This is a genomic window from Massilia sp. Soil_C_3 (assembly GCF_057657035.1).
This window is the reverse complement of the sequence record NZ_JBDGJG010000003.1, coordinates 458602-485046: the sequence shown is the minus strand read 5'-3', so window position 1 is coordinate 485046 and position 26445 is coordinate 458602. Positions and strand designations below refer to the sequence as shown.

Genomic DNA, 26445 nt, shown 5'->3' with positions numbered 1-26445 from the left:
CTTCAAACGGATCGATCGGAATGCTGCAACGCTCCGGTCCGCTCGCGGCTGGCGCAGACGGCCCGGTCCCGCATGGTAGAGCCTTACGTGATGGCATTCCAATCAAGAATTTGACGAGATCGATACCCGTTTTGATATCCCTCCCCGCTTCTCGCTGGCCTCAGAAGTAGTAACCAGCCTGCAGATTGATGCGCCGCGTGAACCCCTGGTGCGCGGACGAGGTCGCAGCCAGGCCGCCGAGATCGGGCGACAGGTAGGGATGGTGCTTGCCGATCATCAGGTCCGCATAGAACGACCATTTCCCTGCCCCGAAACTCATCCCGGTCACGTTCTGCACCGAGTCCCGGTAGTCGCCGCTGCGCTTTTTCAGGACGCTGTAGTCGTTGTAGACCTTGAACCCGCTGAACGGGCCGATCCTGCCGGGGAGGTCGTAGCTGATGTTGGCGATATGGATGTCGCCCTTTGATGCGACCGGGAACGGGTAGCCGAAACCGCCGACCAGGACGAAGCTGTTGGGGTCCAGGCCGCCATAGGTCTGCTCGGGACCGTGCGCGGTGCGGTAGCGATAGCGCATCGATTGCAGCATCACATTGACGCGGCCATAGTTACCGCGATAGTGGACCGCACCGGCGTGGCGCCGGGTGTCGGTGCCGCGGCCGTTGTCGATCTCGCCGGTCAGGCCGGAAAAGCCGAACTGGTGACGGCCCTCCGGCCCCAGGTTCCACACCACGCGCCCCACCAGGGTGTTGCGCTCGCTGTCGGTCTGGCCGGTGCCGTAGCCCTGCTCGTCGTCATCCTTGACGATATTGTAGGAATACCGGTTCGATGCGCCCGCCGTATTGCTGCCGCCGCCGTAGGACCCGCCATCGCGCGGGAAGAAGGCGAGCTGCCATTCGATCGGACCAGGGCTGCTGATGTATTTCACGCCGAGGTCGTACTTATCTTCGAAGCCGGCGTAGAAGGCGATCGACTCGTAGAAGTTATTCGAGGCGAACGGCAGGAGGCCGAAGGGGTTGCTGTCCAGGCCCACATGCAGTTCGCTCTTGTCGTCGAAGCGCACGCCGCCCCAGGCATGACGCAGGAAATGCTGCCAGTAGTCGCCCTGCCCCTTCGGATAATTATTGTAGCGGTACTGGGCCGAGCCGATCAGCCGGCCGTCGTCGTAGTTGACGTCCAAGCGCGCCGTGTCGAGGCCGACGAAACCGCTGCGGCGGTCCTTGTCCCAACTCTTGTGCCCGTAATTGAAACGGATCGCGCCGCCGATCGTCAGCGGCGAGGCTGCTTCCTCCTGTGCGCTCCCGATCTCCTGGGCGTAAGCGTGGCCGGAGGCGAGGACCGCGATGCCGGCCAGGGCCGCGCACAGGCGGGTCGCCGTTGTCATTTTCATGCGCGCGTTCATGCGAGCTGAAAGCGCCGCCCTTGTCGAAACATGGTCTTGCGGGGTAAAGGTGTAGTTCGAATTCACGTAGATATCCTGAATGATGATCGGCGCGCCACGGCCGGCGTCGAGCGGGCGATGGCGCAATTGACGAAGAATCCCGGGCCTACGGTCTAGTGACGGCGCAGCAGAACCTGATATCGGGCGATCCATGTCGCGCGATGTGCAAGCTCCCGAGGTCGAAGCGGCCTGCGATTGCCCTCGATGACCTGCACGGCCAGGCCAATGACGTCACGTCGAGGGAATACAGGACCAGGGTCACCGCTCAAGGTGACGACGCCGCACAGGGCGCCCTGCCTGGCGCATGGGGTCGATCCGGACAAGACAGCGATCTCGAACGCTGCTCAATGCGCCCCATGCTTGCAGGCGCGCTCGGCACCGTATCGATTGGGGGGAAACATTAATGAATGCCAGGCCATGACTGGCGGCGGAAAAACATATTGTAACCCAGCAATGCAGATTCGTACAAATGTACTTGCCAATATTGAAATAAATGCCGATGCCCGACTGCAGCGCGATGGCGGGCAGCGCGTGCAAATCGGAGCCGCGCTTGCAGCGCCCCGCCCGAGGTGATACAACATGGCGTCTGTTCGACTGCCGCACGCGTCGCCTTCGATATCGCTCTCGACCTTCCCTCGACATTGCCATGCCCCCGCAGTCGCGTTCCCAACGCCTTGGACGCTGCGCCATGCCTTCTCCGAAAACCAGTTCCGCCCTCGCCCCAGTGCCACACGCCACGCTGGGAGACCGGCTCGATTTTCTCCAGCGCGTGGCCCAGGTCGGGCTGTGGGAGATGCGCGTCCGCGACCGCCGCCTGTTCGTGTCGGATGAGCTGCGCGCCCTGTTTGGCATCTGCGCGGATGCGGCCGATCCCGACTTCCCGACACTGTTCGCGCGCGTGCATCCCGACGACCAGCAAACCATCGAGGCCGAGGTCGCGAACGCCCTGCGATACGGCACGCCGCTCGACCTGGAACATCGCGTGGTATGGCCGGACGGCGAGGTGCGCCATGTGCATGCTCGCGGCGACCTGATGCACGGAAGAGACGGCGAACCTGCCTATTACGGCACGGTGCAGGACGTCACCGAGCGACGCACGGCCGAGCAGGCCAACGCACACCTGGCCCGGCGCCTGTGCGCCACGCTCGAGAGCATCACCGATGTCTTCTACACGGTCGACCGCGAATGGCGCTTCACCTACCTCAATGGCGAAGCCGAGCAGCTGTTCCAGCGACCACGCACCGAGCTGCTGGGCAAGGTATTGTGGGATGAATTTGCCGAACTGGGCGCCGGGCTGGCGTGGGAAGAGTTGCGGCGCGCCATGCGCGAGCGCTGCACGGTCGCCTTCGACGATGTCCATGCCTCGCCCCAGCTGTATTGCGAAGTGCGCGCCTATCCGTCCGATACCGGGCTGGCGGTCTATATGCGCGACATCACGCTCCAGAAACTGACCGAGGATGCGCTGCGCCGCAGCGAGGAGCGCTTTCGCATCGTCGCCCGCGTCACCAGCGACGCGATCTGGGATCTCGACCTGCGCACCGACACCCTGTGGTTCGGCGCCAACCTGCATGAGCTGTTCGGCTACACGCCGGATGAATTCTCGGCGTCGCTCGCCCTGTGGATGAACCGCATCCACCCGGACGACCGCGATCGTGTGATCGCGCGCTTCGACCATGCGCTGCGCGACAGCGGCGACGTCCATTGGAGCGACGACTACCGCTTCATCCGCAAGAACGGCAGCGCGGCCCACGTGCACGACCGGGCGCAGATCCTGCGCGACGGCGACGGCAAGGCCTTGCGCGTAGTCGGCGCCGTGGTCGATGTGTCCGAGCGGCACGCGTTCGACGCCCGCATCCGCTATCTCGCCTTCCACGATACGCTCACGCACCTGCCGAACCGCGCATTCCTGACCGAGTGCATGGAAGCCGCCCTTGCCGCGACCCGCCGCGACCCGCGGCGCAAGGCGGCCCTGCTATTGATCGACCTCGACAACTTCAAGACGCTCAACGAGACGCTCGGCCACGCGGCTGGCGATCAGTTGTTGCAGCAGATGGCGATACGGCTGGCTGCCGGCCTTCCCACCGATGTCATCGCCGCCCGTTTCGGCGGCGATGAGTTCGGCGTGCTGCTGGAACAGCTTCCCGCGGACAAGGAGCAGGCCTGCGCCCATGCGAAGCATGAGGCCGAACGCATCAATTACCTGCTGAGCCAGCCCGTGCAGCTCGACGGCTATTGGCTGCAGCTCGGCGCCAGCATCGGCATCACCGTCTTTTCCGACGACGCGAGCGACGCCGGCGAACTGCTCAGGCGCGCCGACCTGGCGATGTACCGGGCCAAGGCGGCCGGACGCGGCACCGTCCGCTTCTTCGATCCCGCCCTGCAAGCCGCGGCCGCGACGCGCCTGGCGCTGGAAGGCGACTTGCGCGCCGGACTGCGCGAGCATGCGTTTTTCCTGCACTACCAGCCGCAGGTCGAGCGCGACGGCCGCATCGCCGGGGTCGAGGCCCTGGTGCGCTGGCGCCATCCCGAACGCGGCACGGTCTCGCCGGTGGAATTCATCCCGCTGGCCGAAGAGACCGGGCTGGCCCTTCCACTCGGCCATTGGGTGCTCGAATGCGCCTGCCGCCAATTGTCCTCCTGGGGCGGGCAGGCGGAAACCGCGCACCTGGAAGTCTCGGTCAACGTCAGCGTGCGCCAGCTGCACCACCCGGCCTTCGTGGCCCAGGTGCTCGGCTGCCTCGATCAGAGCGGCGCCGATCCGCGCAAGCTCAAGCTCGAGATCACCGAAGGCTCGTTGCTGGACGATGTGGAAGACGCGATCGGCAAGATCAAGGCCCTCAGGGCCCACGGCCTGACCTTCGCGATCGACGATTTCGGCACCGGCTACTCGTCGCTGGCCTACCTCAAGCGGCTGCCGCTCGACATGCTCAAGATCGACCGCTCCTTCGTGCTCGACCTGACCACGAATCCGAACGACGCGGTAATCGCGCGCACCATCATCGCGCTGGGGGCCAGCCTTGGCCTGAAGGTGCTGGCCGAGGGCGTGGAAACCGAGGCCCAGCGCGACTTCCTGTTCGCGAACGGCTGCCAGGCCTACCAGGGCTACCTCTGTGCGCGTCCGCTGACCGCGGAGGCGCTGGCGGGGATGCTGCGCAATAGCTGACCTCTAACTACGCCTTACAACAGAAATAGTAAGCGCGCAAAGCTTTCGAACGAAAGCGCTATAGCGAAATAACACGGATACAACAGGTGATTCGAAAAAAATCGAAAGATGTTTTGTCACGCCCGGGATTTCGCTATAGACTAACTCACACTGTTACAACAGTAGCCAGCCAGGTGCTTTCGATTCAATCAAACCGAAACCGCTATACGTGAGAGACAACGTCATACGAAATCAAACGAAAGCAACCGGACAGTCTTCCCGTGTACCAGCACTCGCCCGTGCTGCTTCAACAAACCTATAAAAAAGGAAGCGTTTAATGAGTTCTCATATGCAATGCCGTTCGCACGGCGACAGTCATGCCCGCTTTGTGCTGAATCCACTAACTTCCGCCTGCCTGCTGGCACTGGCCACCCTCACGGCGAACGCCCAAGCCCAGGAGGAAGCCGTCACGGCCGAGACGGACAAGGTCGAGCAGGTCGTCGTGACCGGCACCCGTGCCAGTCTGCAGCAGTCGCTGGCGCTCAAGCGCAACTCGGCTGTCGTGCAGGACAGCATCAGCGCCACTGAACTCGGACGCTTCCCCGACAACAACGTGGCCGACTCGCTCAGCCACATCACCGGCGTGTCGATCTCGCGCACGGCCGGCGGCGAAGGCCAGCAGGTCAGCATCCGCGGCCTCGGCCCCGACTACACGATCACCACCTTCAACGGCCGCCTGCTGGGCACGGATAGCGCCGGCCGCTACTTCGCCTACGATGTGTTGCCGGCCGACGTCATCAGCGGCGCCGACGTCGTCAAGTCGACCCAGGCGCAACTGGTCGAAGGCGCCATCGGCGGCCTCGTCAACCTGCGCTCGGCCAGCCCGTTCGACCAGAAAGGCCAGCGCGGCCTGCTGCGCCTGGAGGGCGACCACAACGACATGAGCAGCCTCAACGGCAAGAAGCTGTCGGGCACTTACAGCAATACCTGGGATGACAAGGTAGGCGTGCTGCTCGGCGTGGTCTACGCCAAGCGCGACGTGCGCACCGACACCGCCGGCAACGAAGGCGGCTGGTCGCGCAATGCGATCCCAAGCGACCCCAGCCAGTTCTGGGAATCCGGCAATACCTGGGGCGGCCACATCGACCCCAACGGCAACGGCATTCTCGATCCCGGAGAAGAAGGCCTGATCGGGCCGGGGCAGTTCCGCTTCGGCTCCATCATGGAGAAGAAGGAACGCATCGCCCTCTCGGGCAAGGTGGAGTGGCGTCCCACCAGCGACGTGAAAGTCATCTTCGACGGCTTCAAGACCCGCCTCGACTCGCCGCAGGTCGGCTACCAGCTGTCGTATTACCCCTTGTTCGCGCCGGGCCGCTGGTCCAATATGCAAGTCTCCAACGGTGTGGTGACCGACCTGACCCTGGACAGCACCGACCCCGAGCTGCGCCTGAATCCCGAGGTCCTGAACCAGACCGAGTACCGCGTGGTGGATACCGCCATGTACGGCACCCGGGCCGAATGGAAGGTGTCGCCGACCTTCAAGGTGGCGGCGGACGGTTACCTGTCCACCTCGGAGCGGAACTCGGGCGGCAACGACAGCTATGTCGTGCTGCGCATGAACCAGCCCAACACCACGCGCATCCGCCTCACCGGCTCTTCCGTGCCCGACGTGACGACCACGCTGGCCGACGGCCGCGACCTGCAGACCGGCCTGGCCCAGGGCCTGTTCACCGCCAACGACTTCAATACCCACTACTACAGCCGCACGGGCGACAACATCAAGGACCGCATCGGTGGCCTGACGCTGGATGCCGACTGGCGGGTAGACCGGTTCAACGTCGACAACCTGAAGTTCGGCGTCAGCCAGACCAACCGCAAGAAGTCGCGCGACATGATCAACAACGCGTTCAATGCAGGCCAGGATCATTACTCCGGCGAGAATGCGATCAATGTGGGCTCCCTGGGCAACAACGTCATCAACCAGACCCTCAGCCCGGGCGGCTTCCTGTCCGGCGTGAGCGGAAACTTCCCACGCAGCTTCCTCGGTTTCGACGTCAACAACTATGCGCAGGCACTGGCCGCCCTGGACGGCACGCCCCGCCCGGGCGGCGGCGTCTACAGCTCGACCTTGTCGGCGCCCGCCTTCAACCCGCTGGAAAGCTACCGCGTGGAAGAGAAAACCACGGCTGCGTTCGTGCAGGCGGACATGTCGGGCGACCGCTGGTTCGCGGACGTCGGCGTGCGCCTCGTGCGCACCAGGACCAGCGCCCAGGCCTGGGACGCGAAGATCAACGACATCCTGCAGAACGGCGCGTTCAACTTCACTGCCGTCTATGCCGATCCGTCGGTCATCCAGCAAGACGCCAGCTATACCTCCGCTCTGCCATCGGGTAACTTCACCTACTCGCTGACCGACAACCTGCAGCTGCGCCTCGGCGCCGCCAAGACGATGGCGCGTCCGTCGGTCGACAAGCTGGCGCCGTCCAGCACCACCGCCAGCATCTCGTGGGGCGACTTCACGCAGATCTACGGCGGCAATGCCGACCTCAAGCCGTACAGCGCACGCCAGGCCGACGTGTCGCTCGAGTGGTATTACGCCAAGAGCTCCGCGCTGACCTTCGCGGTCTACCAGAAGAACATCAAGAACCAGATCACCAACCAGTGGCTGACCGGCCAGGACATCGGCGCGCCCGGTGGACGCCTGTTCAACGTGCAGCGCCCGATCAATGGCGACAGCGCCAAGGCCCGAGGCATGGAGATCGGCCTGCAGCACCTGTGGGACAACGGCTTCGGCGTGCGTGCGCAATACACGCGCAACCTGTCGAAGAGCTGGGTCGACGGCCAGGAACGCCCGCTCGAGGGCATCGCGCCGGCCACCGCCTCGCTGGGCGTCCTGTACGAGAAGGGCCCATGGAGCATGAGCGCCACGGCCGACTACACCGACTCCTTCGTCACCGCCACCAATGTGATCGGTTCGGGCTTCAACGAGATGGCCAACTCGATGACCTGGGTCACGGCCCAGATCGCCTACGAGGTGAACAAGTCGCTGCGCATCAGCCTCGAAGGCAATAACCTGTCCGATGCAGAGCAGGCGCCGAAGCTGACCAACGGCATCATCAGCCTGCCCAACGGCTACTACCGCTATGGCCGCTCGTTCACCCTCGGTGCAAGCCTGAAGTTTTGATGCAGCACGGGCCGGCGTGCGCGCCGGCCCGCTTCATCGGACACGGAGTCTCGATGCGATTGCCTCTCTTCCCCTTTGCCGCCCTTCTTTCCGGGGCGGTCCTTTTTTCCGCTCATGCCGCGGGCGATGTCGCGACAACCACGTTCAGTGCAACGGACGACGAGATCGCCAATCCCGAGCGCGGCATGTACGTCTGGGCGGCAGACGACCTGGCTGCATGGACGCAGGCGCAGGCCGATGCGCAGTTCGCCGCCGGCTACCGCATCGTCTATGCGCCGGTGCGGCTCGACCGGTACGTCGGCGAGGCGCTGCCCCGGAACCAGCTCGATGCGCTGAACGAAGGCTTTGCCACGGCGCGCCGCGCCGGCCTGAAACTCATACCGCGCTTTATCTATAACTACCCTGGGGGCGAGACCGGATACCAGGCGGCGCAGGATGCGCCGCTCAAGCGCGTCCTCGGCCACCTCGGGCAGCTCACGCCGGTGCTGAAGGAAAATGCGGACGTCATCGCCTACCTGCAGGCCGGCTTCGTCGGCGCCTGGGGCGAGTGGCACACCTCGTCCAACAATCTCACCCTGCCGGCGGCGCGCACGCGCATCCGCGACGCGCTGCTTGGTGCACTGCCGGCCGACAGGTTCCTGCAACTGCGCTATCCACCCTACCTGATGGCGTGGGCGCCGCAGGCGCCGCGCTGGCGCGACGGCTCGAGCGCCTCGCGCATCGGCGTGCACAACGACTGCTTCATGGCCTCGAGCACGGATGTCGGCACCTACAGCGAAGACGCGGCGACCCGCCGCCGCGAGCGCGACTACGTCGCCGCGCTTTCGACCGTCGCACCGTTCGGCGGCGAGACCTGCAATCCCGCGGACGCGGTCGATCCGACGCCGCGCGGGGACTGTGAAGACATCCTGCGCGAAGGACGGCAATTCGGCCTGACCTACCTGAACGACACCTATTATCGCAAGCTGTTTCACGCGCGCTGGGAGGCGCAGGGCTGCCTGGCCGAAGTAAAACGCCTCATGGGCTACCGCTTCGAGCTGCAGACGCTGCAGCACAGCCCTGCGGTGGCGGCCGGCCAGTCAGGCGAGCTGGCGCTAACGCTACGTAATAGTGGCTGGGCGCGCGCCTTCAATCCACGCGGCGTGCACATGCTGCTCAGGCACCGCTCCACCGGCGCGGTCGTGCGCATTGCCCTGGCCTCGATGGACCCACGCACCTGGTTGCCGGGGAAGACCAGCGAAGCAAGCGCACGGTTCGCCGTGCCGGCCGGCACGCCCGCCGGCGCCTACGACGTGTTGCTTGCATTTCCGGATGGCGCCGCCTCGCTGGCGGGCGATGTTCGCTATAGCGTGCGCCCGGCCAATGCCGACGATGCCGCCAGTTCGCAGGGATGGGATGGAACGCTCGGCGCGTTTCGTACAGGGACGACGCTGAGCATTCTCTGAGGGCTCAGCCGGCAACCAGGAGTTCGATGCCGGCGTCGCGCAAGCCTTCCCGGTATTCGGGGCTGATGTCGGCGTCGGTGATGATGGTGTTGACACGGTCGAGCTGGATGATGCGGTGCAGGCTGATGAAGCCGAACTTGGAGGAATCGGCGAGGACGATGACGTTCCTGGCGCGCTCCACCATCTTGTGGTTCAGGCTCGCTTCCGCCTCATGGTGGGTGGTCACGCCGAACTGCAGGTCGAAGCCGTCGACACCGAGGAACAGCTTGTCGAAACTGTAGGCCTGCAGGCAGGCCTCGGCCTGCAACCCCTGGAGCGACAGCGAGCGCTTGCGCAGCAGCCCACCGGTCAGGATCAGGTCGACGCCCGGTGCGTTGACCAGTTCCCAGGCGATATTCAGGCCATTCGTCATGACCGTCACATCCTGGGCATCGCGCAGATGGCGGGCCAGCGAGAGCGTCGTGGTGCCCGAATCGATGATGATGTTCTCGCCCGGCTTCACGAGCCGCGCAGCCAATGCGCCGATGCGCTCTTTCTGCTCGTGATTGAGCGCGTCTTTCTGCGAGACCGTGTGTTCGGTCGGCGGCATCCGGGCCAGCGTTGCGCCGCCGTGGCTGCGTATGGCAAGGCCTTGCGCCTCGAGCGCGCTCAGGTCGCTGCGGATCGTCACCGCCGAGACCTTGAGCTGCTTCACCAGTTCGCTCACTTGTACCGACGCTTGCTCAGCAAGTGCTTTAAGGATGGTATCGCGGCGCTGACCGGTTTGCCCCATGGTCGGACGAATAATTTTAATAAAGTGTCAGCTTACCAGATTGGCGCAAGGCCGGCACGAGCGGCCAGCAGCGGCAAAAAAATGGAAAAACTTCCCATATATTTTCGTTTTATTTCCTTTTAATGGCCATGTAATGACTTTTCTTTTCGAATTCTTTCGATTACCATCGAAATTGAAGACTTCGTGCATTGCCAGATTCGATTTTCCCTTGGCCTGCCTCGACGCAAGCCCTGTACTACAACCAGGAGATGTGCATGAAAGACTGCCGGACCAAAGTGACCCAACCCAAGCCATGGAAACTGGTGTGCGGTAGCCTGGCTGCCACGCTGACCTTGTTGTTCACGCCGGCGCATGCCGACTCCCCGGGCGATCCACTGGCCCCGGCGGGCCGTTGGGAAGGCGCCACGAACGGCAGCGCCAGCACGCCGCCGATGGGCTGGAACAGCTGGAACGCGTTCCGCACCGAAGTCGATGAGGGCAAGGTGCTCGGCGCCGCGCAAACGCTGGTCGACAGCGGGCTCGCCAAACTGGGCTACAAGCACGTCAACATCGATGACGGCTGGTGGGTGAAACGGCGCACGGGCGACGGCCGGCTACAGATCCGCACCGGCATCTTTCCCTCGGCGGCCACCGGTGGGCCGAACGAAACCAGCTTCAAGCCATTCACCGACAAGCTGCACGCGATGGGCCTGAAGGCTGGCATCTACACCGATATCGGGCGCAACGCCTGTTCGCAAGCCTATGACCTGCATTCGCCCAACCTGCCGCAGGGCACGACCGCCGAGCGCGAGGTGGGCCTGGAAGGCCACGTCAGGCAGGACATCAACCTGTATTTCAAGGAATGGGGCTTCGACTACATCAAGATCGATGCCTGCGGGCTGGCCGACTTTTTGCCCGGCTCGGACCTGGTGAAAAAACAGGACTACCGCGCGGCGGCGCCGCTGATCGAACGCGGCTCGATCAACCGCACCGATGTCAAGGCGGTACGCGCGCGCTACGAAGAAGTCGCCGCGGCGATCAAGGAAGCGCGGCCGAATAATGATTATGTGCTGTCGATCTGCGCCTGGGGCATGGCCAACGTGCGCAGCTGGGGCAAGGATGTCGGCAACCTGTGGCGCACCAGCGCCGACATCACGCCGAGCTGGACGAGTATGCTGCACAACTTCGACAGCGCAGCGAAACGCGCGCTGTACGCCGGCCCTGGCCAATGGAACGACCCCGACATCCTGCACATCGGCCACGGCGAATTCGATGTCGCCAACCCGGTCGAAGTGCGCTCGCATTTCTCGTTGTGGGCGATGATCAACGCGCCGCTGCTGCTCAGCTATGACCTGCGCAACGGACCGGCATCCTTCCTCGAGGTCATCGGCAACGCCGAGGTCGTCGGCCTGAACCAGGACAAGGCCGGACACCAGGGCGTGGTCACCTATGACTCCGACGATGCGCAGATCATCGTCAAGACGCTGGGCAACGGCGAGCGCAAGGCGGTGGCCTTGTTCAACCGCGGCGCCTCGCCGGCGCCCGTAACCCTGCTGGCAGGCCACCTGAAACTGTCCGACAGCGCACCGGTGACCCTGCGTGACCTGTGGTCGAAACAAAGCTCGACCTTCACCGGCGAAAAACAGTTCGTGCTCGCCCCGCATGAGACGCTCGTGTTCGAGGCGACCGGCAAGCGGCAACTGGACAACGGCGTGTACCTGTCGGAGATCCCCGGCGCGATCAACGTCGCCGTCGACGGCACCCGTCAACCGCAACTCGACCCGACCGTCCACCGCATGATCGACCCGTGGTCGAGCACCCGTTCTGGCGGCTCGCGCCCCCAGTACGCGGGCTGGGGCGGCGCGCAGGCGGATACGACGCCGTATGGCCAGAGCCTGCAGGTGGCGGGACAGGTGTACGAGTCGGGGATCGGCGTGCTGTCGAATTCGCGGCTGCAGGTGAAGAACGATGGCGGCTATGCGCAGTTGACGGCCGCGGTTGGCGTGGACGATTCGACCGAAAACCCGCGTCAGCCTGTGCGGTTCTACGTATATGGCGATGGCAAGCTGTTGGCTGAGAGCGCGCCGGTGGCGTTTGGCGCCAGGGCGCCGCTGTTGAAGGCGGACGTCCGGGGCGTCAAGGTCATTGAACTGGTGGTGCGTGGATCACAGGCAGCCGATGCGCCGCCGGTGGTGGCGACCTGGGGGAATGCCCAGTTGACGCGTGTTGCCGGATCCCTGGCTACTGCCCAACGCAAATGACCCTGGTGTCGTATTCGTGGGCGTTGCCTTTCTTCCTGGCAGCCCAGTCGATGACTTCCTGAGCCTCGGCCACCGTCATGACGGTGGCTTTTTCCTTGTTCTTGATGAAGGAGACGCCTTCGAACTTGCCTTCTTTGCTACGCATTACCTTGGCGAATACGGGCGGCTTGCCCTCCTCGGTGCGCTTTTTTTGCTGGACGAGGTAACGCTGGTCGATGGTTTCCATGCGAATGTCTTATACGTAGTGGATCAAGACCGCATTTTACGGCGTGTGATTAGTCAAAGGCCAGAATCCAAACGGTCATCCACTGGATTGTTCGAGCCCGCGCCCTCTGTTGCGGGTCACTGCGGGCACGGCGTGAATTGCAAAATTTTCATACTACCCTGTTACAATCGTCGCTAACCGTTGGGGCGATTCCCGTACCATGCGCGCATGAACAGCTTCAATCGAATGGGCAAGCGATGACTTTCGCAAGCGATCAGCAAGGCGCCGGGGCCCGCCTTTCCGAGGCGGCGCGACGCATGCTCGACTTGCGTGACGCCGTCTTTTCCACCTGGGAAGCACGCGTGCGCGAACGGATCGTGCAGGCACGCGACGTCCGGCATCCGATCCTCATCGATACCCTGCCTGTCTTCTACGACAACATCGCCCAGAGCATCAGCCCCGACTATCCCCGCATCACGGCGGTCGACGGCACCTCGGTGGCTGCCGAACACGGCGGCGAACGGGCGCGGGTCACCGTCTACGATCATGCGGCATTGATCGAGGAGTACCAGATCCTGCGCTGGGCGATCTTCGAGGTATTGCAGCGCGAGCAGGTCGACATCGGTCAGCACGAGGCGCGCACGATCCACGCCTCGATCGATGCCGGCATCCAGCAAGCGGTCGAGGCATTTTCGCTGGTGCACAGCGGCTTTCGTGAACGCTTCGCGGCTGCGCTGACCCACGACATGCGCGGGCCGCTGGCAGCGTCCATGTCGGGACTTGAACTCATCCTTCTGAGCAATGACCTGACGCGGGTCAAGACTGTGGCAACCAAGGCGCTCACCAATCTGCAACGCATGGCCGCGATGGTGGATGAGCTGCTCGACACCATGGCTTTCCACAGTGGCGAGAGCATCCAGCTCGCACTGGCCGCCGTCGATATCTGGGAGGTCGCGAAGGAAGTCCAGACCGACGCCCTGGCGGCGCACGGGCCCCGTATCCATCTCGATGGCCGGCCCACCGTCGGCTGCTGGGACCGCTCGGCGCTCAAGCGCGCGGTGGAAAACCTGGTCTCGAACGCGATCAAGTACGGCGCCGCCGGCTCGCCGGTCACCATTCGCCTGGACAACGTCCACGAGCGCTTGCTGCTGACCGTGCACAACGAGGGGCAGCCGATTCCTCCGGACGAACAGGAATGCATCTTCCAGATGTACCGCCGCGCCGAGGCCGCCTTGAGCGGCCAGCGCCATGGTTGGGGAATCGGCCTGCCCTACGTCAGGGCGGTAGCCGAAAGCCATGGCGGCAGCATTGGACTGGACAGCAGCGCGGAACGGGGGACCACATTCGTCATCGATATTCCGATGGATGCGCGCCTGGTCCAGGCGGCGCCTACCCTGCAGACGACGGATGGTTGAGCGCAAGCTGTAGCCATCACACTCGCGCATGCGCTGGCCCATGCACCGGCGGATTCGGACGGAAACCTGATTCGTCAAAAGACAAGGCGCTGTCATCGTTACCTGTTGATGACCCCGAATGCAATACGCAGCAATTGCTCGACAGAAGTGACTCGGCCGCCATCGAGCGCCCAATGCCAGCCCAGGTAGTTGGGTAACCAGCGTGACGCCACGCCATGGAAGCGCGCCAGCCATTCCTTGAAGCGCCGGTGATAGGCGTTCACATTCTGCACATGGATGGCGCCTTCGACGCCATTGCGGACGCGTTCGCCGGCGCTGAGATTGACGGCCTGGTGCGCAATGCCATGAGCACGGGCAAAGGCGGGATAGGCGGCGTTGGCATCGGTGACCAGCAGCGCCTGGGGATCGAGTTTCGGCAGCAGGTGCCTGACCAGTTGGGCCACCTTCAGGGCGCCGCGACCGGTCACGGCGTCGATGGTTTGCCCGCTGCGGTCGCGCGCCACCAGAATGCAGTCGAGGTGATGCGAAATCCCACGCAGGGCGGCCCTGCCGCCGCGCTTGCGGGGCTTGCGATCGAGCTTGCGTGAACCCTTCTGCGATTCGAGCAGGAACATTTCGTCGGCCTCGACGATGCCGACCAGGCGCTCGGGCCGGTCGTCCTTGACCCGGTCGAGAAAGCGATGGCGCCAGCGAAACGTGGTGTTGGGGTGCACGCCGACACGCTTGGCCGCAGAGCGGACTGTGCGTGAATCGAGCACCGTGTCGAGATAATCGAGCCACTTGCCCTTGTGCCTGAGCCGCGCCAGCGGCGTTCCCGTCAGGTCGTTGAAGGTGCGGCCGCATGCGCAGCAGCGATAGCGTTGCAGGTCATTGGCATGGCCGTGCAGGTGACAACGCTCGCAAGCGCAATCGGGGCAGCGCCGTCCCTTTGACCGGATCTCGCCAATGAGGGCGACCACCCGGTCGAGCCCAGCTGCCGGATGCAGGGCGGCAAGCACCTGCTGACGCTGCGGCTGGTTCAGCTGAGGCAGCTGGGCGAACATCTTGGCGAACTTCGGCGCTTTCATGGCGCGCTCCCGATCGATGGCGACCGGGATTGGACCGCGAGTAAGCTCAGCAGTTCAATGCTCATCCATATTTAACGATGACAGCGCCAAAGACACCGAGTCGCGATCGCGCTGAAGGGCCGCGAGCGCCAATCACCGGCAGCATTCCCCGCAGGCCGCGATCCGTATCACCAGCAGACGCTTCAGCTATTTCACCGGCACCGACATGACCAGTTACACCCAGGACGGCGTGTAACTCAGATCATTTACACACTTTTGATAATGATATATCATTCTCACTAAGGAGGAGCATCGTCCTGACGGCCCCTGCGCGTCTCCGATTCCCGCATCGCGGCGCCCCGCCTTCACCACCACACCCCATGATCAGAATCGACCACCTGACCAAACGCTACGGCGAGCGCACCGTCGTCAACGACCTCAATCTGCACGTGCCGGCCGGACAGGTTTATGCGCTGCTTGGGCCGAACGGCGCCGGCAAGTCCACCACCATCGGCTGCCTGCTGGGATTCGTGAAGCCCGACCACGGCCGCATCACCCTCGCCGGTTCCCCACTTCCCCCGGCCGAGGCGGCAATCCGCCACGCCGCCTACATCGCTGAAAACGTCGCCCTGTACGACCGCCTTACCGGCGTCGAGAACGTCGACTTCTTCATGCGCCTGCTGGGTCGCCGACTCGCCACGAGCGAGATCGAAGCGCTGCTGGCGCGCGTCGGCCTGCCCCAGCACGCGTGGCACCGGCAGGCGCACGGCTATTCGAAAGGCATGCGCCAGAAGGTCGGCATCGTGATGGCGCTGGCCAAGGGCGCGAGCGTATTGGTACTGGATGAACCGACCTCGGGGCTCGACCCTGAAGCCAGCGTCGCTTTCGGCGACCTGATCCGCGCGGTGGCGGACGACGGCGCGGCCGTGATCATGGCCACCCACGATCTGCTGCGCGCCCAGGAACTGGCGGACCGCTGCGGGGTGCTGGTCGGCGGCCACCTGGTCAGCGAATGGAAACTTGGAGAATTGAATGCAGGCGAACTCGAACGCAATTACCTCGACAGTCTCGCGGCCCGTGCCTGACGCCGTGTGGCGCCACGCCTTGGTCGGCGCCTGGCAGGCCGACTGGCGCGAGCGCCGGCGCGACTGGAGGGTGGGCCTGGTGCTGGCGCTCGGCCTGGCGCTGGCCGCCTGCGCAGCGCTGCTGGCCTCGCTCGACCTCGATCGAACCCGCGCCGCGCGCGCAGTGGCGGCCGAGGCCGAGGCCCAGCGCTGGGTCCACCAGGGCAGCAAGAATCCCCATTCCGCCGCCCACTATGGCGTGTACGTCTTCAAGCCGCTGCCGACGCTGGCGGCGCTCGATCCCGGCATCGAGCACTATGTCGGCACCAGCGTGTGGCTCGAAGCACACCGCCAGAACGATATGGTGTACCGCCCTGCGGCCGACGGCGCGGGGGCCGATCGCCAGTTTCGCCTCAGCCCGGCCCTGATGCTGCAGGTGCTGGCGCCGGCCGCCATGATCTTTTTGGGTTTCGGCATGTTCGCCGCCGAACGTGAGCGCGGCATGCTGCCCGCGCTGCGCCTGAACGGCGCGCCGCTGGGTGCGATCGCCGCCGCGCGCGGCGCGGTCCTGCTCTGCCTGGCGCTGACCATGTCGCTGCCGGCGATCGTCGCGATCGCCGGCGTGAAGTGGCATGCCGGCGGCGCCGAGCCGGTCGCCGACGCCGCTGCGCGCGGGGTGCTGTTCGCGGCCGCCTACCTGGTCTATCTGGCCACCTGGGCCGCGCTGGTGACGGCCGTATCGGCCTTTGCCCGGACCATGCGCGCCAGCCTGGCGCTGCTGGTCACGCTGTGGATCGTCGCGACCCTGGTGCTGCCGCGCGCCGCGGTCGAGCTGGCGCAGTCGGCGGCGCCCCTGCCGTCGATGCAGGCTTTCCGCCAGGCGCTCGACGAAGAACTCGGCATGCCCGACGACCCGGCCGAGGCCGAGCGCCACAAGCAGCAGCTGCTCAGCCAGTATGGCGTCGACGATGTCGCCGACCTGCCGGTCAACTGGGCCGGCATCAGCCAGTTGCGCAGCGAGGCCCACGGCAACGAGGTCTTCGACCGTCACTACGGTCCGCTGTTCGCGGCGATGGCCGCGCAGGACCATGCGGTGGCGCTGGCGTCCTGGCTGTCGCCGGCGGTGGCGATCGGCGGCCTGTCGACCCGGCTGGCGGCGAGCGACAACGCCAGCCATACCGAATTCATGCAGGCGGCCGAGGCGCACCGGCGCCTGATGCAGGACTTGCTCAACAGCGACCTTGCACGCAATCCCGACCGCGACGGCGTCAAGTACCAGGCCGGCGAAGCGCTGTGGCGCAGTATTCCGCCGTTCCGATTCACCTACGCCGCCCTCGACATGGGCGAGCTGCTGGCGCGCTGGCTGCTGCCACTGCTGGCGGGCCTGGCCGCAAGCCTGGCGCTGGCCGTGGTCGCCCTGCGCCGTCTGCGTACCGGGAGCGTCAAATGATGTCCATCCTTGCCCTGGCGCGTTTTGACCTGCGCGCCGTGCTGCGCGAGCGCGGCACGCTGCTGCTGATCGCCGCTGCCTTGCTGCTGGCGCTGTACGGCCTGTTCGAGAGCACGCGCTTCCAGCGCCATGCCCAGGCCGCGCAGCAGGCGGCGCTCACCCAGGAAGCCAGCGCGCGCGCCGACGCCAAGGCGCTGGCGGCGCGTTACTTCGCCGATCCGGACCATCCCGACTTCGCGGGCATGCGTTACTTCCGCACCCCGGTCGACATCCGCGGCTACGCCTTCCGCGAACATGTCGGATTCGCGGCGCTGCCCGCCCTGCCGGGCGCCGCGCTGGCGATCGGCCAGGCCGACATCCAGCCCGGCTATGTGCGCGTGCGCGCCGAGTCGATGGAATCGGTGCGTACCGCCACCGAGATCGAGCATCCGGCGCGCCTGGCCACCGGGCGCTACGACCTGATGTTCTTCGTGGTCTACCTGTGGCCGCTGGTGCTGCTGACCTTGTCGGCCTCGGTACTGACCCAGGACCGCGAGAGCCTTCGCCTGCGCAGCCTGCTGCTGCAGGGCGTCGGCAGCGGCCGCATCCTGTTTACCCAGGCCGGCGCCCGCAACCTGCTCGCCACGGCGCTGCTGGTGGCGACCGTCGCGGGCGCGGCACTGCTCGGCGGCGCCGTGCCGCGCGATGGCGCTGGCCTCGCCGCGCTGGGTAGCTGGAGCGCCCTCGTGCTGCTGTATTCGGCCTTCTGGACCGCGGTCGGCGCGGCCGTGTGCGCGGCCTGCGCCAACCGCATGAGCGCGACCTTCGCCGGCTTCGGCCTGTGGCTGCTGTTCGCGATCGTGCTGCCCGCCGCGCTCGATGCCGGCGCGCGCATGGGTGCGCCGGTACCGCCGCGCGAGCGCTATGTCCAGGCAACCCGCGATGCGCTCGACCAGGTCAACGCCAACACGGCCAGCAGCATGGCGCGCTTCTACGACAGCCACCCGGAATGGAAGCCGCAGCGCACCGCGCCCGGCAACGTATCGTCGAACGTCTCGCGCCTGCACCGTGCCGAAGAGGTCGAGCGCACCATGGCCGGCGTCGAGCGTGAGTTCGCCGCCGCCAGGGATGCCCGCAGCACCCTGTTCGCGCGCTTGAGCCTCGCGAGTCCGGTGACGCTGGCGAATGCCGCCTTCTCCCGGCTCGCTGGCAACGATGGCGCGCGCCACGCGCGCTTCGTCGCCGAGGTCGCGCGCCACCAGCATGCGCTGCGCAACTGGTTCCAGGGCGCCATCCAGCGCGCCGCGCTCGGCGACGAGCGCTCGCCCTGCCCGCGCACCTGCCTGGGCGGCTATGGCTTTCGCGACTTCGACGCGGTGCCGCGCTTCGCCGCTTCCCCAGGCCTGGGGCAGCCGGCCGCGATGCCGTGGCAGGCCTGGCTGCTGGTGGCATGGGCGGCCTGCTTCGTCGCACTGGCGCTGTTCGCCTTGCGCCGCGAACGCCGTCGCCAGCGCGGCTGAGCCGCGCATCCAAGATTTTCCACACTTATTTTCCACACCTTCCCCACGTTTCTGGAGTAGTCATCTTGCATTCCGTCACCCGTCCGACCCCGACCGCCGCGTCCCTGCGCGCGATTCCGCATGCCGTCATGCTCACCTGCGCGCTGGCCGCGCCGGCGTTGGCAGACGATTCGGCCGCCGCCGCGTCCGCTGACCCTGCCCAGGTGGTCGAAGTAAAAGGCCAGCGCAGCGAGGACGAGCGCCTGACGCCGGGCACCGGCGCCAGGTCGCTGCCCGGCAGCGTCGTCACGGTGACCTCGGAAGAGCTCGCCACGCTGGACATCGGACGCGATATCTCGAACGTATTCCGGCGCGTGCCGGGCGTAGTCGCCAACAATATCGACCAGGGCGACACCGGCAACGGCTTTCGCATGCGCGGTTTCGCCACCCAGGGCACGCACGGCGCCGACACCGCGATCTACATCGACGGCGTGCCGCAGAACATCCCGTCCAGCCAAGGCGGCGCCGGCCACGGTCCGGCATTCCTCGAGTGGATGACCGGCGACATGATCGACACGATCGACGTCATCAAGGGACCGGTCTCGGCACTGTATGGCGACCAGAACCGCGCCGGCGCGGTGGCGATCCGCACCCGCGAAGGCGGCGCCGCCACGCCATCGAGCGCCACGGTGACCGTGGAAAGCTATGGCGGACGGCGCGGCTCGCTGGTGCTCTCCAGCGAGCACGGCAAGCTGCGCTCGCTGGTGGTGGCCGACCGCTACAGCCTCGATGGCTTCCGCCACGGCGCCTTTACCGATCGCAGCAACCTGTTCTGGAAACTGTCGACCACGATCGGCGATGGCGTCTACAGCCTGCGCGCCACCTACTACAAGTCCGACTTCGCCGGCGCCGGCTACCTGTCGCTGCCGGCCATGGAAGCCGGGCTCGACCCGCATTCGACGATGTACGACCTGCCCGGCTTCGGCGCCGCCCAGCGCAAGACCCTGGTGTTCAACCGCCGGCCGGCATCCGGCGAGGCCGGCTGGTTCGCCACCGCCTACGCCGAGGACTTCGAGCGCAGCCGCGCGATCCAGACCAGCACTACCCAGCACACCTACGGCTACGACGACCGCGGCATCTACGGCGCGCGCGGCGGCAATACCTGGACCTTCGGCGACGCCGCCGTGCTGACGCTGGGCGCCGAGGCGCGCAAGGACAAGGGCGACGCGTATCGCCAGCAATACCGCGACCGCCAGCCGACTGCCAACTACGTCAACAACCAGGACCTGGACCTGCTGACCTATGGCGTATTCGTGCAGGGCCAGTACCGGGTACTGCCGACCGTCAAGCTGCATGGCGGCGCGCGTTACGACCGATTCGACTACGACCTGGTCAACGTCAAGCTGCCAGCCGCGTCGACCGGCTACAAGGGCTCGGTGGTCACGCCAAAGTACGGCGCCATCTGGAACGTCGTGCCCGACGTGGAACTGTACGCCAATATCGCCCAGGGCTTCCGCTCGCCGGCCGCCGAGCAGATCAGCACCAGCGGCAGCCTGGGACCGCTGGGCGCTGCGGGCGGGCGCATCAACGCCGGCATCGATCCGAGCCGGGTCCGCTCGCACGATGTCGGCTTCAACGCCAGGCCGCTCGGCGGCCTGAGCGTGTCCGGCGCCCTTTATTACATCCAGAACGACGACGAGATCGTCAACACGGCGCCCGACGTGTTCGTGGCCTCCGGCCAGACCACCCGCCGCGGCGTGGAACTCGACCTGCGCTACCAGTTCAGCAGCGCATTCAGTACTTACCTGAACTATGGCCGCATCCTGCGCGCGCGCCTGGACAACCCGGCCCCCGGCGCCGGCGCCCGCCTTTCGGTGCCGGAACACACCTGGAAGGCCGGCGCCCAGTACCGCAGCGCACTGGGACCGGGCCGGCTGACGCTTGCCGGCGACGTGTATGTCACGGCCGGCAATCCCTATTACATGGGCGCGCCGTCATACGAACGCGATATGCCGACCTATGTGCGCTACGACGTCAAGGCGACCTACGACATCGGCAAATTCCAGGGCGCGCTGTTCGCGACGCTGCAGCCGCACAAGTTCGCCAGCGATATCGCCTATGGCACGGCGGCAGGGCTGGTGGTCACTACCGTGCCGCAGGCCAGCGGCGGTGCGTCGCTGCGGTATTTCTTCTGATGCGGAAAACGACCCTGACTGCGCTCAGGTCGCCCTGTACAGGTTTTCGTAGGTCACATTGAGCGCCGACGTCTTCCACATCAGGTGAAACATTCCCGCTCGGCGTTGGGCGGACCGCAGTTAGGCGTGCGCTACAGGTCGCGAGGAGGGTAAGACTTTGTCGCCCCGTTTGGAATCGATGGACTTTGGCGGCACTGTGCCTCGCTTTCGCGGAACTGGTGACTTGACCGCAGCGCATCGGTATAAAGGCGGTGTGGTAAATGTCGCGCAGTATGCTAAGCCAGCCAACGCTGTGCGGCCTCGGCAATGGCAATATTCAACGCCCGGGTAACCGGCGTCTGTATATTCCATTGGTGCCAGTAAAGCGGCACACTCACCGCTTGTCGCGGCGTCAGCTCCACGAGTGCGCCCACTTCCAGTTCGTGGCGAACCTGGATCGCGGGCACCATGCCATAACCGTAGCCGGCCTTGATGAACGACACAAAACCCTCCGCACTGGGGAAAAAGTTCTTCGGCACGTCGGGAGGCAATCCAGCCTGCTGCAGATAGCGTTCATGCAGTCGGTCGCTGCGATTGTAGACCAAGGCTGGTGCGACTGCAGTTGCGGACGCGATGACGCCCTCCGGGAACCATCGCCCCGCAAATTCCGGCGTTGCCACGCAAAGATAAGACATGACTCCCAGCGCTTCCACTGTCGTACCGGCGACCGCATCGCCCGAGCTGGTAATGCAACCGATCACCTGCCCTTCCCGCAGATACCGCAGCGTTTCATCCTGATCGTCGATTCGCACGTCTATCAGGCATGCGGGCACATTCAGCAGTGGTGCCAGTGCATCGAGCAGCCACGTCGCGGCGCTGTCCGCATTGACGGCAATCGCCAACCGCAGCAGCGGGGTGTGGGCTTTCGATTCGATCTCCATGCTGGACTCCAACAGTTGTACCTGGCGAAAGTGCGAAATCAGCCGTTGGCCGCGTATGGTGGCCTGCGGCGGCTGACTGCGTATCACCAGTAACTCGCCAGCCCATTCTTCCAGCGCACGCAACCGGTGCGAGACAGCTGGTTGGCTGATTGACAAGGCCGCTGCCGCTCGCTCGAAGTTGCCTTCCTCTACGATCGCCGTTAGGGCGGCAAGTCCGCGATAGTCCCACATGATAAGTTTGGTGAATAAGGTATGAATATCATTCATTATACTAATCGCCGCCTCCGCACTAAGCTTCGGCTTTCTGTTGCGAGCAGGCAATGATGGTAACTGGCGCTTTTTTAAAAGGCATGGCAATGGGCGGCGGCCTGATCGTCGCCATCGGTGCACAAAACGCCTTTCTGCTGCGTCAGGCACTACAGGCCCGATACGTCGTGATGTGCACCCTCACCTGTATTTGCTGCGACGTTCTGCTTATCGCCCTCGGAGCCAGCAGCGTCGGTCGTATCATCGCTTCCAACGCGATGCTAATGGATGCTATGCGCATCGGCGGCGCATTGTTCCTCATCGAATACGGTCGGCGCGCTGCATTGTCGGCATGGCGCGGCCAGGCGCAGTTTTTAGAAGGCGGTAATAACAGCTTGCCTCGTCGTGGGCCAGTTTTCCGTGCTGCCATCACGCTCAGCCTTTTGAATCCGCATGCCTGGCTCGATACGGTGGTGCTGCTCGGCGCGATCGGCGCGCAACAACCGGATCATGGCCGCGTCAGCTTTTCCGCCGGCGCAATGGCGGCATCCATGCTGTGGTTTGCCAGTCTGGGGCTTGGGGCACGCTGGCTGGCTCCCCTGCTTGCCCGGCCTGGCGCATGCCGGATACTTGATGCGCTGATTGCCGTGCTCATGTGGGCCATCGCCGCCTCCCTTTTCATTTACTGACTATCTTTTAAGGCTTTATGCAAACAGCGATCCATAAGATCAAACTGGAACAGGCGCACGGCGAATATGCTGTCTGCCGTCTGGCGCCGAACGCAGCGATTCCTGCCTGGGCCGATGGTCCCGGCTTTGTGACCATCAGCCGCTCGGCGCACGAACTGTCGATCGTCTGCCTGGCTGAACGCGTGCCGGAGAATACGCAGAAAGAATGCGGCTGGACTTGCCTACGTTTCGTCGGGCCATTTGCTTTCGGCGCCACGGGCATCGTGCTTTCGGTTGTGCGGCCGTTGTCAGAGGGTGGACTGGGCGTGTTCGTCGTATCGACTTTCGACGGCGACCACCTACTGCTCAAGACAGGCGACATGCCGAACGCGATTGCGCTTTTAGGGGAAGCGGGCCATGTGCTAAAGCCGGTCGGTAGTGCTAACCCCGACTCACATCAACTATAAGGCGCTTTGCTGGTCACTCCGGTGGTCAATCTTCCGCTTCCGCTTCGAGCTCCATTACGAAACCCGGGGTTTCTGACATCGGGTCGATCGAAGGTGCTGATCGATGAGTGCGGCAACCTGTGTAGCGTGCGTGCAGCCCAGATCGTGATCCGCGTCCTGGATGATCCGTAGATCGGCTTGCGGCAGGAGGGCAGCCAGCTTTTCGCCCACAGCCACGGGACTGATAGGATCGCTATCGCCCCAGAGAAGCAATACCGGCATTTCGACCTCAGTAAGGCGCTCCGTGAGATCTTCGTGATAATCGATGAACCAGTCGGGCAGCGCTGGATGGTCGCTCCGGACGAACGGGCGCCAGTCTTGCGCGCCTAGTCCCGTGATATCCATGCCGCCCGACGTTGCCGCAAGAATCAGGTGAGTTACCAGGTCTGGCCGGGCCAGCGCCACTCGGATCGCAATCATGCCACCCATCGATTGCGCGACGAGCGCCGACGGCGTATCCAATCTGGAAATGACCTTGCTGACCAGGTCGTCAATACCTCTTACATCTTTCTCAGGCGGAGTAGGGCCGAATCCGGGCCATCCGAAGTGAATTTTGTCTGCAGGATGGCGAACAAGTTCGGCAACGGGAACCCAAAAATCCATCCGTCCGAGGGCGCCAGGAAGAAAATATAGTGTTGAGGGCATAAGCAAATCTGGGTCAACTGAATGAAACGTTTTTTTTTGTTGTCAGCATGGCTCTCGTTTGGGCTCTCTGCATTAGCGCAATACTGCCAGCCGGACTTTCTTGCGATTTCGGAAGGTATAGATCGTCATCGCCGCGTCGCGCAAATCTCCCTTCTCATCGAAGACAATGGTGCCAGTAACGCCCTCGTGCCTGACGGCGGCCAACGCCGGCAGGAATCTGGCTGGATCGGCTGAATTTGCTGTCTGCATCGCTTTCGCGAACACCATCACCGCATCGTAGGCGTAGGGCGCGTACGTCTGCAGGGGGATCTTGTAGCGCTGCTGGTAACGTTGCGTGAACCCATCCAGGCCCGCTTGCTGCACCGTGCCGACGCCGCCGGCCACGACGCAGTACACCTTGTCGTCGACCAGCGCGTCGCCGGCCAGCTGCGGCATTCTTTCCGAGCAGACGCCGTCGCCCGAAATGAGTTTGGCACTCAGCCCGAGCGCTTTCATCTGTTTGAGCATCGGGCCGGCCACCGCGTCCATGCCTCCATAAAAAATTACGTCCGGATTGCGCGCGCGTATATTGGTCAGGATGGCGCTGAAATCGGTTGCCTTGTCGTTGGTATACTGGCGGCTGACAACACTCGCACCCGCTCCCGCCTTCTTTACGCCCTTGACGAATTCGTCGGCCAGCCCCTGGCCGAAGGCGGTGCGGTCGTCGATCACGGCAATCTTCTTTGCTTTTAGGGTGCCGATCGTATAAGTGGCCAGCGTGCGCCCGATCAGGTTGTCGTTGGCGACCACGCGGAATGCCGTCTTGAAACCTTGGTTGGTGTAGACGGGCGTTGTGGCCGCTGGCGAGATCTGCGGAATGCCGGCGTTGGCATAAATTTTCGAGGCCGGCACTGTCGTGCCCGAGTTCAGGTGCCCCACGACCGCCGCCACTTTCGCATCTACCAGCTTTTGCGCGACCGCTGCGCCGGTCCTTGGATCGGCGCCGTCGTCCTCGGGTTGCAAGACCCATTGCATCTTGCTGCCTCCAAGCACGATGCCTTTCGCGTTGAGTTCATCAATCGCCATGCGAGCACCGTTTTCAATGTCCTTGCCCGCATGAGCGCTTGGGCCGGACAGTGGAGATACGGTACCGATTCTGACTTGCAAAACCTTGGCTGCCGGCTGAGCCTGGGCGAGCTGCACCGCAGCAAAGACGAGGGAGAACGCAGCGGCAATGACAATAATATGCATGGCGGGCCTTCCAGGAACGGACGTTTGATTGTACTGTCAGGTCGACTTATGACGGAAAAGCAATCGTGCACACAGGTTCTGGAGGCCCGATGACTGACATGAGCAGTCTCGGGCTATGCGGTTAACTGGTCACGGACTATGACATTATTGTGACTCGAACAGCAAGACCTGACACCTGCGAAGCATTGCCGAAGCTCATCGCGACCCTACCCGGTACTCGAGCGTCTAAAAATGCGCAGGAAAACACCACCGATTTCACGAAACCGGCCAAGGAATATGTCCATTGACAACAAATGGACCGCGCTCGTCAGTTGCAAACCAGGGCCGCATCCGAGACAGCTAGCTTTCCAACTCGCAAATCGCAGAATGTGATAACCAATTCGACTCTCATTTCCTGCGCCTTCTGGCCGTTTCTTAGTCGGATATATTTATCAAGGACAGTACCCCGGTAATCCCCCCAATCCCACTGGGGATGCGAACATCAACTTCCAACGAGAAAAATCCTCGATCAAATCGGCGGCAGTCCAACCCAATCCTCAACAAAACTAGCTATTGGCTCGGGAGCGCGGTAGCAGCGGCCTGCTAGGCCGCTGACGACCCGTTAAGCTGCTACGAAACGAGAGTCGAATATAACTTGATCAGGATTTTTACCTACAAAACGAAATGGGCCTCTAAAGAGGCCCATTCGTTTAATATTTGGAGGCGAGGATCGGAGTCGAACCGACCTAGACGGCTTTGCAGGCCGCTGCATAACCGCTTTGCTACCTCGCCAGAGGATATAGTGCGCTTGATCGATGTGAACGGTTATGAAACACATCAACAAGGGAAGAAAGGATCTTCCTGAATTCTGGAGCGGGAGAAGAGTCTCGAACTCTCGACCTCAACCTTGGCAAGGTTGCGCTCTACCAACTGAGCTACTCCCGCTTAGGAGTGTTACCACTTATCTTGCAAAACCTGGAGCGGGAGAAGAGTCTCGAACTCTCGACCTCAACCTTGGCAAGGTTGCGCTCTACCAACTGAGCTACTCCCGCATGGAGCCTTACAATGTACTACCGACTGCAGCGCCAGTTCAGAAAACTGGAGCGGGAGAAGAGTCTCGAACTCTCGACCTCAACCTTGGCAAGGTTGCGCTCTACCAACTGAGCTACTCCCGCGT

General features: G+C 64.0%; 18 protein-coding genes and 4 tRNA genes. 11 read left to right on the top strand and 11 right to left on the bottom strand.

The features are described 5' to 3' along the window. Positions 1 to 160: 160 nt before the first annotated feature. Entirely contained in the window at positions 161 to 1387 is a 1227-nt protein-coding gene (locus AC3A6F_RS07875; protein ID WP_487679522.1) for a hypothetical protein, read from the bottom strand. 739 nt (positions 1388 to 2126) lie between these two features. On the opposite strand from AC3A6F_RS07875, the gene AC3A6F_RS07870 reads away from it, so the two are divergent. From AC3A6F_RS07870 to AC3A6F_RS07860, 3 genes are all read left to right on the top strand, one after another. After that, the gene (locus AC3A6F_RS07870) at positions 2127 to 4601 is read left to right on the top strand and encodes a sensor domain-containing protein (protein WP_487679520.1); all 2475 of its coding nucleotides are present in this window, start codon (positions 2127 to 2129) and stop codon (positions 4599 to 4601) included. Between the two features lie 316 nt (positions 4602 to 4917). Beyond that, a complete protein-coding gene (locus tag AC3A6F_RS07865) occupies positions 4918 to 7764 on the top strand; it encodes a TonB-dependent receptor (RefSeq protein ID WP_487679518.1) in 2847 nt (948 codons plus the stop codon). A gap of 53 nt (positions 7765 to 7817) precedes the next feature. Continuing rightward, positions 7818 to 9209 carry a DUF4832 domain-containing protein gene (locus tag AC3A6F_RS07860; RefSeq protein WP_487679516.1) on the top strand — a complete coding sequence of 464 codons (1392 nt, stop codon included), beginning with the start codon at positions 7818 to 7820 and terminating at the stop codon, positions 9207 to 9209. A 4-nt stretch (positions 9210 to 9213) separates the two neighbouring features. Here the strand turns inward: AC3A6F_RS07860 and agaR are convergent, their stop codons facing one another. Then, a complete protein-coding gene (gene agaR / locus AC3A6F_RS07855) occupies positions 9214 to 9981 on the bottom strand; it encodes a transcriptional repressor AgaR (RefSeq protein WP_487679514.1) in 768 nt (255 codons plus the stop codon). A 254-nt stretch (positions 9982 to 10235) separates the two neighbouring features. On the opposite strand from agaR, the gene AC3A6F_RS07850 reads away from it, so the two are divergent. Then, complete coding sequence (locus tag AC3A6F_RS07850) at positions 10236 to 12221, top strand: NPCBM/NEW2 domain-containing protein (RefSeq protein ID WP_487679512.1); 1986 nt, start codon at positions 10236 to 10238, stop codon at positions 12219 to 12221. Here the strand turns inward: AC3A6F_RS07850 and AC3A6F_RS07845 are convergent. Further along, entirely contained in the window at positions 12202 to 12447 is a 246-nt protein-coding gene (locus AC3A6F_RS07845; protein ID WP_487679510.1) for a hypothetical protein, read from the bottom strand. The two genes, AC3A6F_RS07850 and AC3A6F_RS07845, sit on opposite strands and share 20 nt — an antisense overlap. Before the next feature lie 236 nt (positions 12448 to 12683). Between AC3A6F_RS07845 and AC3A6F_RS07840 the strand changes: the two genes are divergently transcribed. Beyond that, complete coding sequence (locus AC3A6F_RS07840; protein ID WP_487679508.1) at positions 12684 to 13841, top strand: sensor histidine kinase; 1158 nt, start codon at positions 12684 to 12686, stop codon at positions 13839 to 13841. Positions 13842 to 13939: 98 nt separating this feature from the next. Here AC3A6F_RS07840 and AC3A6F_RS07835 read toward each other — a convergent pair whose 3' ends face one another. Then, positions 13940 to 14908: an IS1595 family transposase gene (locus tag AC3A6F_RS07835; RefSeq protein ID WP_487679506.1), complete on the bottom strand. Its 969-nt coding sequence runs from the start codon at positions 14906 to 14908 to the stop codon at positions 13940 to 13942. A 359-nt stretch (positions 14909 to 15267) separates the two neighbouring features. Here AC3A6F_RS07835 and AC3A6F_RS07830 point away from each other — a divergent pair, with 359 nt between their 5' ends. From AC3A6F_RS07830 to AC3A6F_RS07815, 4 genes are all read left to right on the top strand, one after another. Beyond that, positions 15268 to 15972 carry an ABC transporter ATP-binding protein gene (locus AC3A6F_RS07830; RefSeq protein WP_487679504.1) on the top strand — a complete coding sequence of 235 codons (705 nt, stop codon included), beginning with the start codon at positions 15268 to 15270 and terminating at the stop codon, positions 15970 to 15972. After that, positions 15920 to 17401 (top strand): DUF3526 domain-containing protein, encoded by a 1482-nt coding sequence (locus tag AC3A6F_RS07825; protein ID WP_487679502.1) that lies wholly within the window; start codon positions 15920 to 15922, stop codon positions 17399 to 17401. Before AC3A6F_RS07830 ends, AC3A6F_RS07825 begins: the two co-directional genes overlap by 53 nt. Continuing rightward, complete coding sequence (locus tag AC3A6F_RS07820; RefSeq protein WP_487679500.1) at positions 17398 to 18900, top strand: DUF3526 domain-containing protein; 1503 nt, start codon at positions 17398 to 17400, stop codon at positions 18898 to 18900. Before AC3A6F_RS07825 ends, AC3A6F_RS07820 begins: the two co-directional genes overlap by 4 nt. 65 nt (positions 18901 to 18965) lie before the next feature. Next, complete coding sequence (locus AC3A6F_RS07815) at positions 18966 to 21074, top strand: TonB-dependent receptor (protein ID WP_487679498.1); 2109 nt, start codon at positions 18966 to 18968, stop codon at positions 21072 to 21074. 275 nt (positions 21075 to 21349) lie between these two features. Here AC3A6F_RS07815 and AC3A6F_RS07810 read toward each other — a convergent pair whose 3' ends face one another. Then, on the bottom strand, positions 21350 to 22261 hold the full coding sequence (locus AC3A6F_RS07810) for a LysR family transcriptional regulator ArgP (protein ID WP_487679496.1): 912 nt from the start codon (positions 22259 to 22261) through the stop codon (positions 21350 to 21352). A gap of 53 nt (positions 22262 to 22314) precedes the next feature. Here AC3A6F_RS07810 and AC3A6F_RS07805 point away from each other — a divergent pair, with 53 nt between their 5' ends. Together AC3A6F_RS07805 and AC3A6F_RS07800 are read left to right on the top strand one after the other, a co-directional pair. Beyond that, a complete protein-coding gene (locus AC3A6F_RS07805) occupies positions 22315 to 22929 on the top strand; it encodes a LysE/ArgO family amino acid transporter (protein ID WP_487679494.1) in 615 nt (204 codons plus the stop codon). A 17-nt stretch (positions 22930 to 22946) separates the two neighbouring features. Next, positions 22947 to 23375 (top strand): ACT domain-containing protein, encoded by a 429-nt coding sequence (locus tag AC3A6F_RS07800; protein WP_487679492.1) that lies wholly within the window; start codon positions 22947 to 22949, stop codon positions 23373 to 23375. A gap of 54 nt (positions 23376 to 23429) precedes the next feature. Here the strand turns inward: AC3A6F_RS07800 and AC3A6F_RS07795 are convergent, their stop codons facing one another. The 6 genes from AC3A6F_RS07795 to AC3A6F_RS07770 form a co-directional block, all read right to left on the bottom strand. Next, positions 23430 to 24059, bottom strand: coding sequence for an alpha/beta fold hydrolase (locus tag AC3A6F_RS07795; RefSeq protein ID WP_487679490.1), 630 nt, complete (start codon positions 24057 to 24059; stop codon positions 23430 to 23432). A gap of 72 nt (positions 24060 to 24131) precedes the next feature. After that, a complete protein-coding gene (locus AC3A6F_RS07790; RefSeq protein WP_487679488.1) occupies positions 24132 to 25289 on the bottom strand; it encodes a branched-chain amino acid ABC transporter substrate-binding protein in 1158 nt (385 codons plus the stop codon). A gap of 697 nt (positions 25290 to 25986) precedes the next feature. After that, positions 25987 to 26060, bottom strand: a tRNA-Cys gene (locus AC3A6F_RS07785). Positions 26061 to 26137: 77 nt separating this feature from the next. Then, positions 26138 to 26213 (bottom strand) — tRNA-Gly (locus tag AC3A6F_RS07780). A gap of 31 nt (positions 26214 to 26244) precedes the next feature. Then, positions 26245 to 26320, bottom strand: a tRNA-Gly gene (locus AC3A6F_RS07775). A 47-nt stretch (positions 26321 to 26367) separates the two neighbouring features. After that, positions 26368 to 26443: transfer RNA gene (locus AC3A6F_RS07770), tRNA-Gly, on the bottom strand. Between the last annotated feature and the right edge of the window lie 2 nt (positions 26444 to 26445).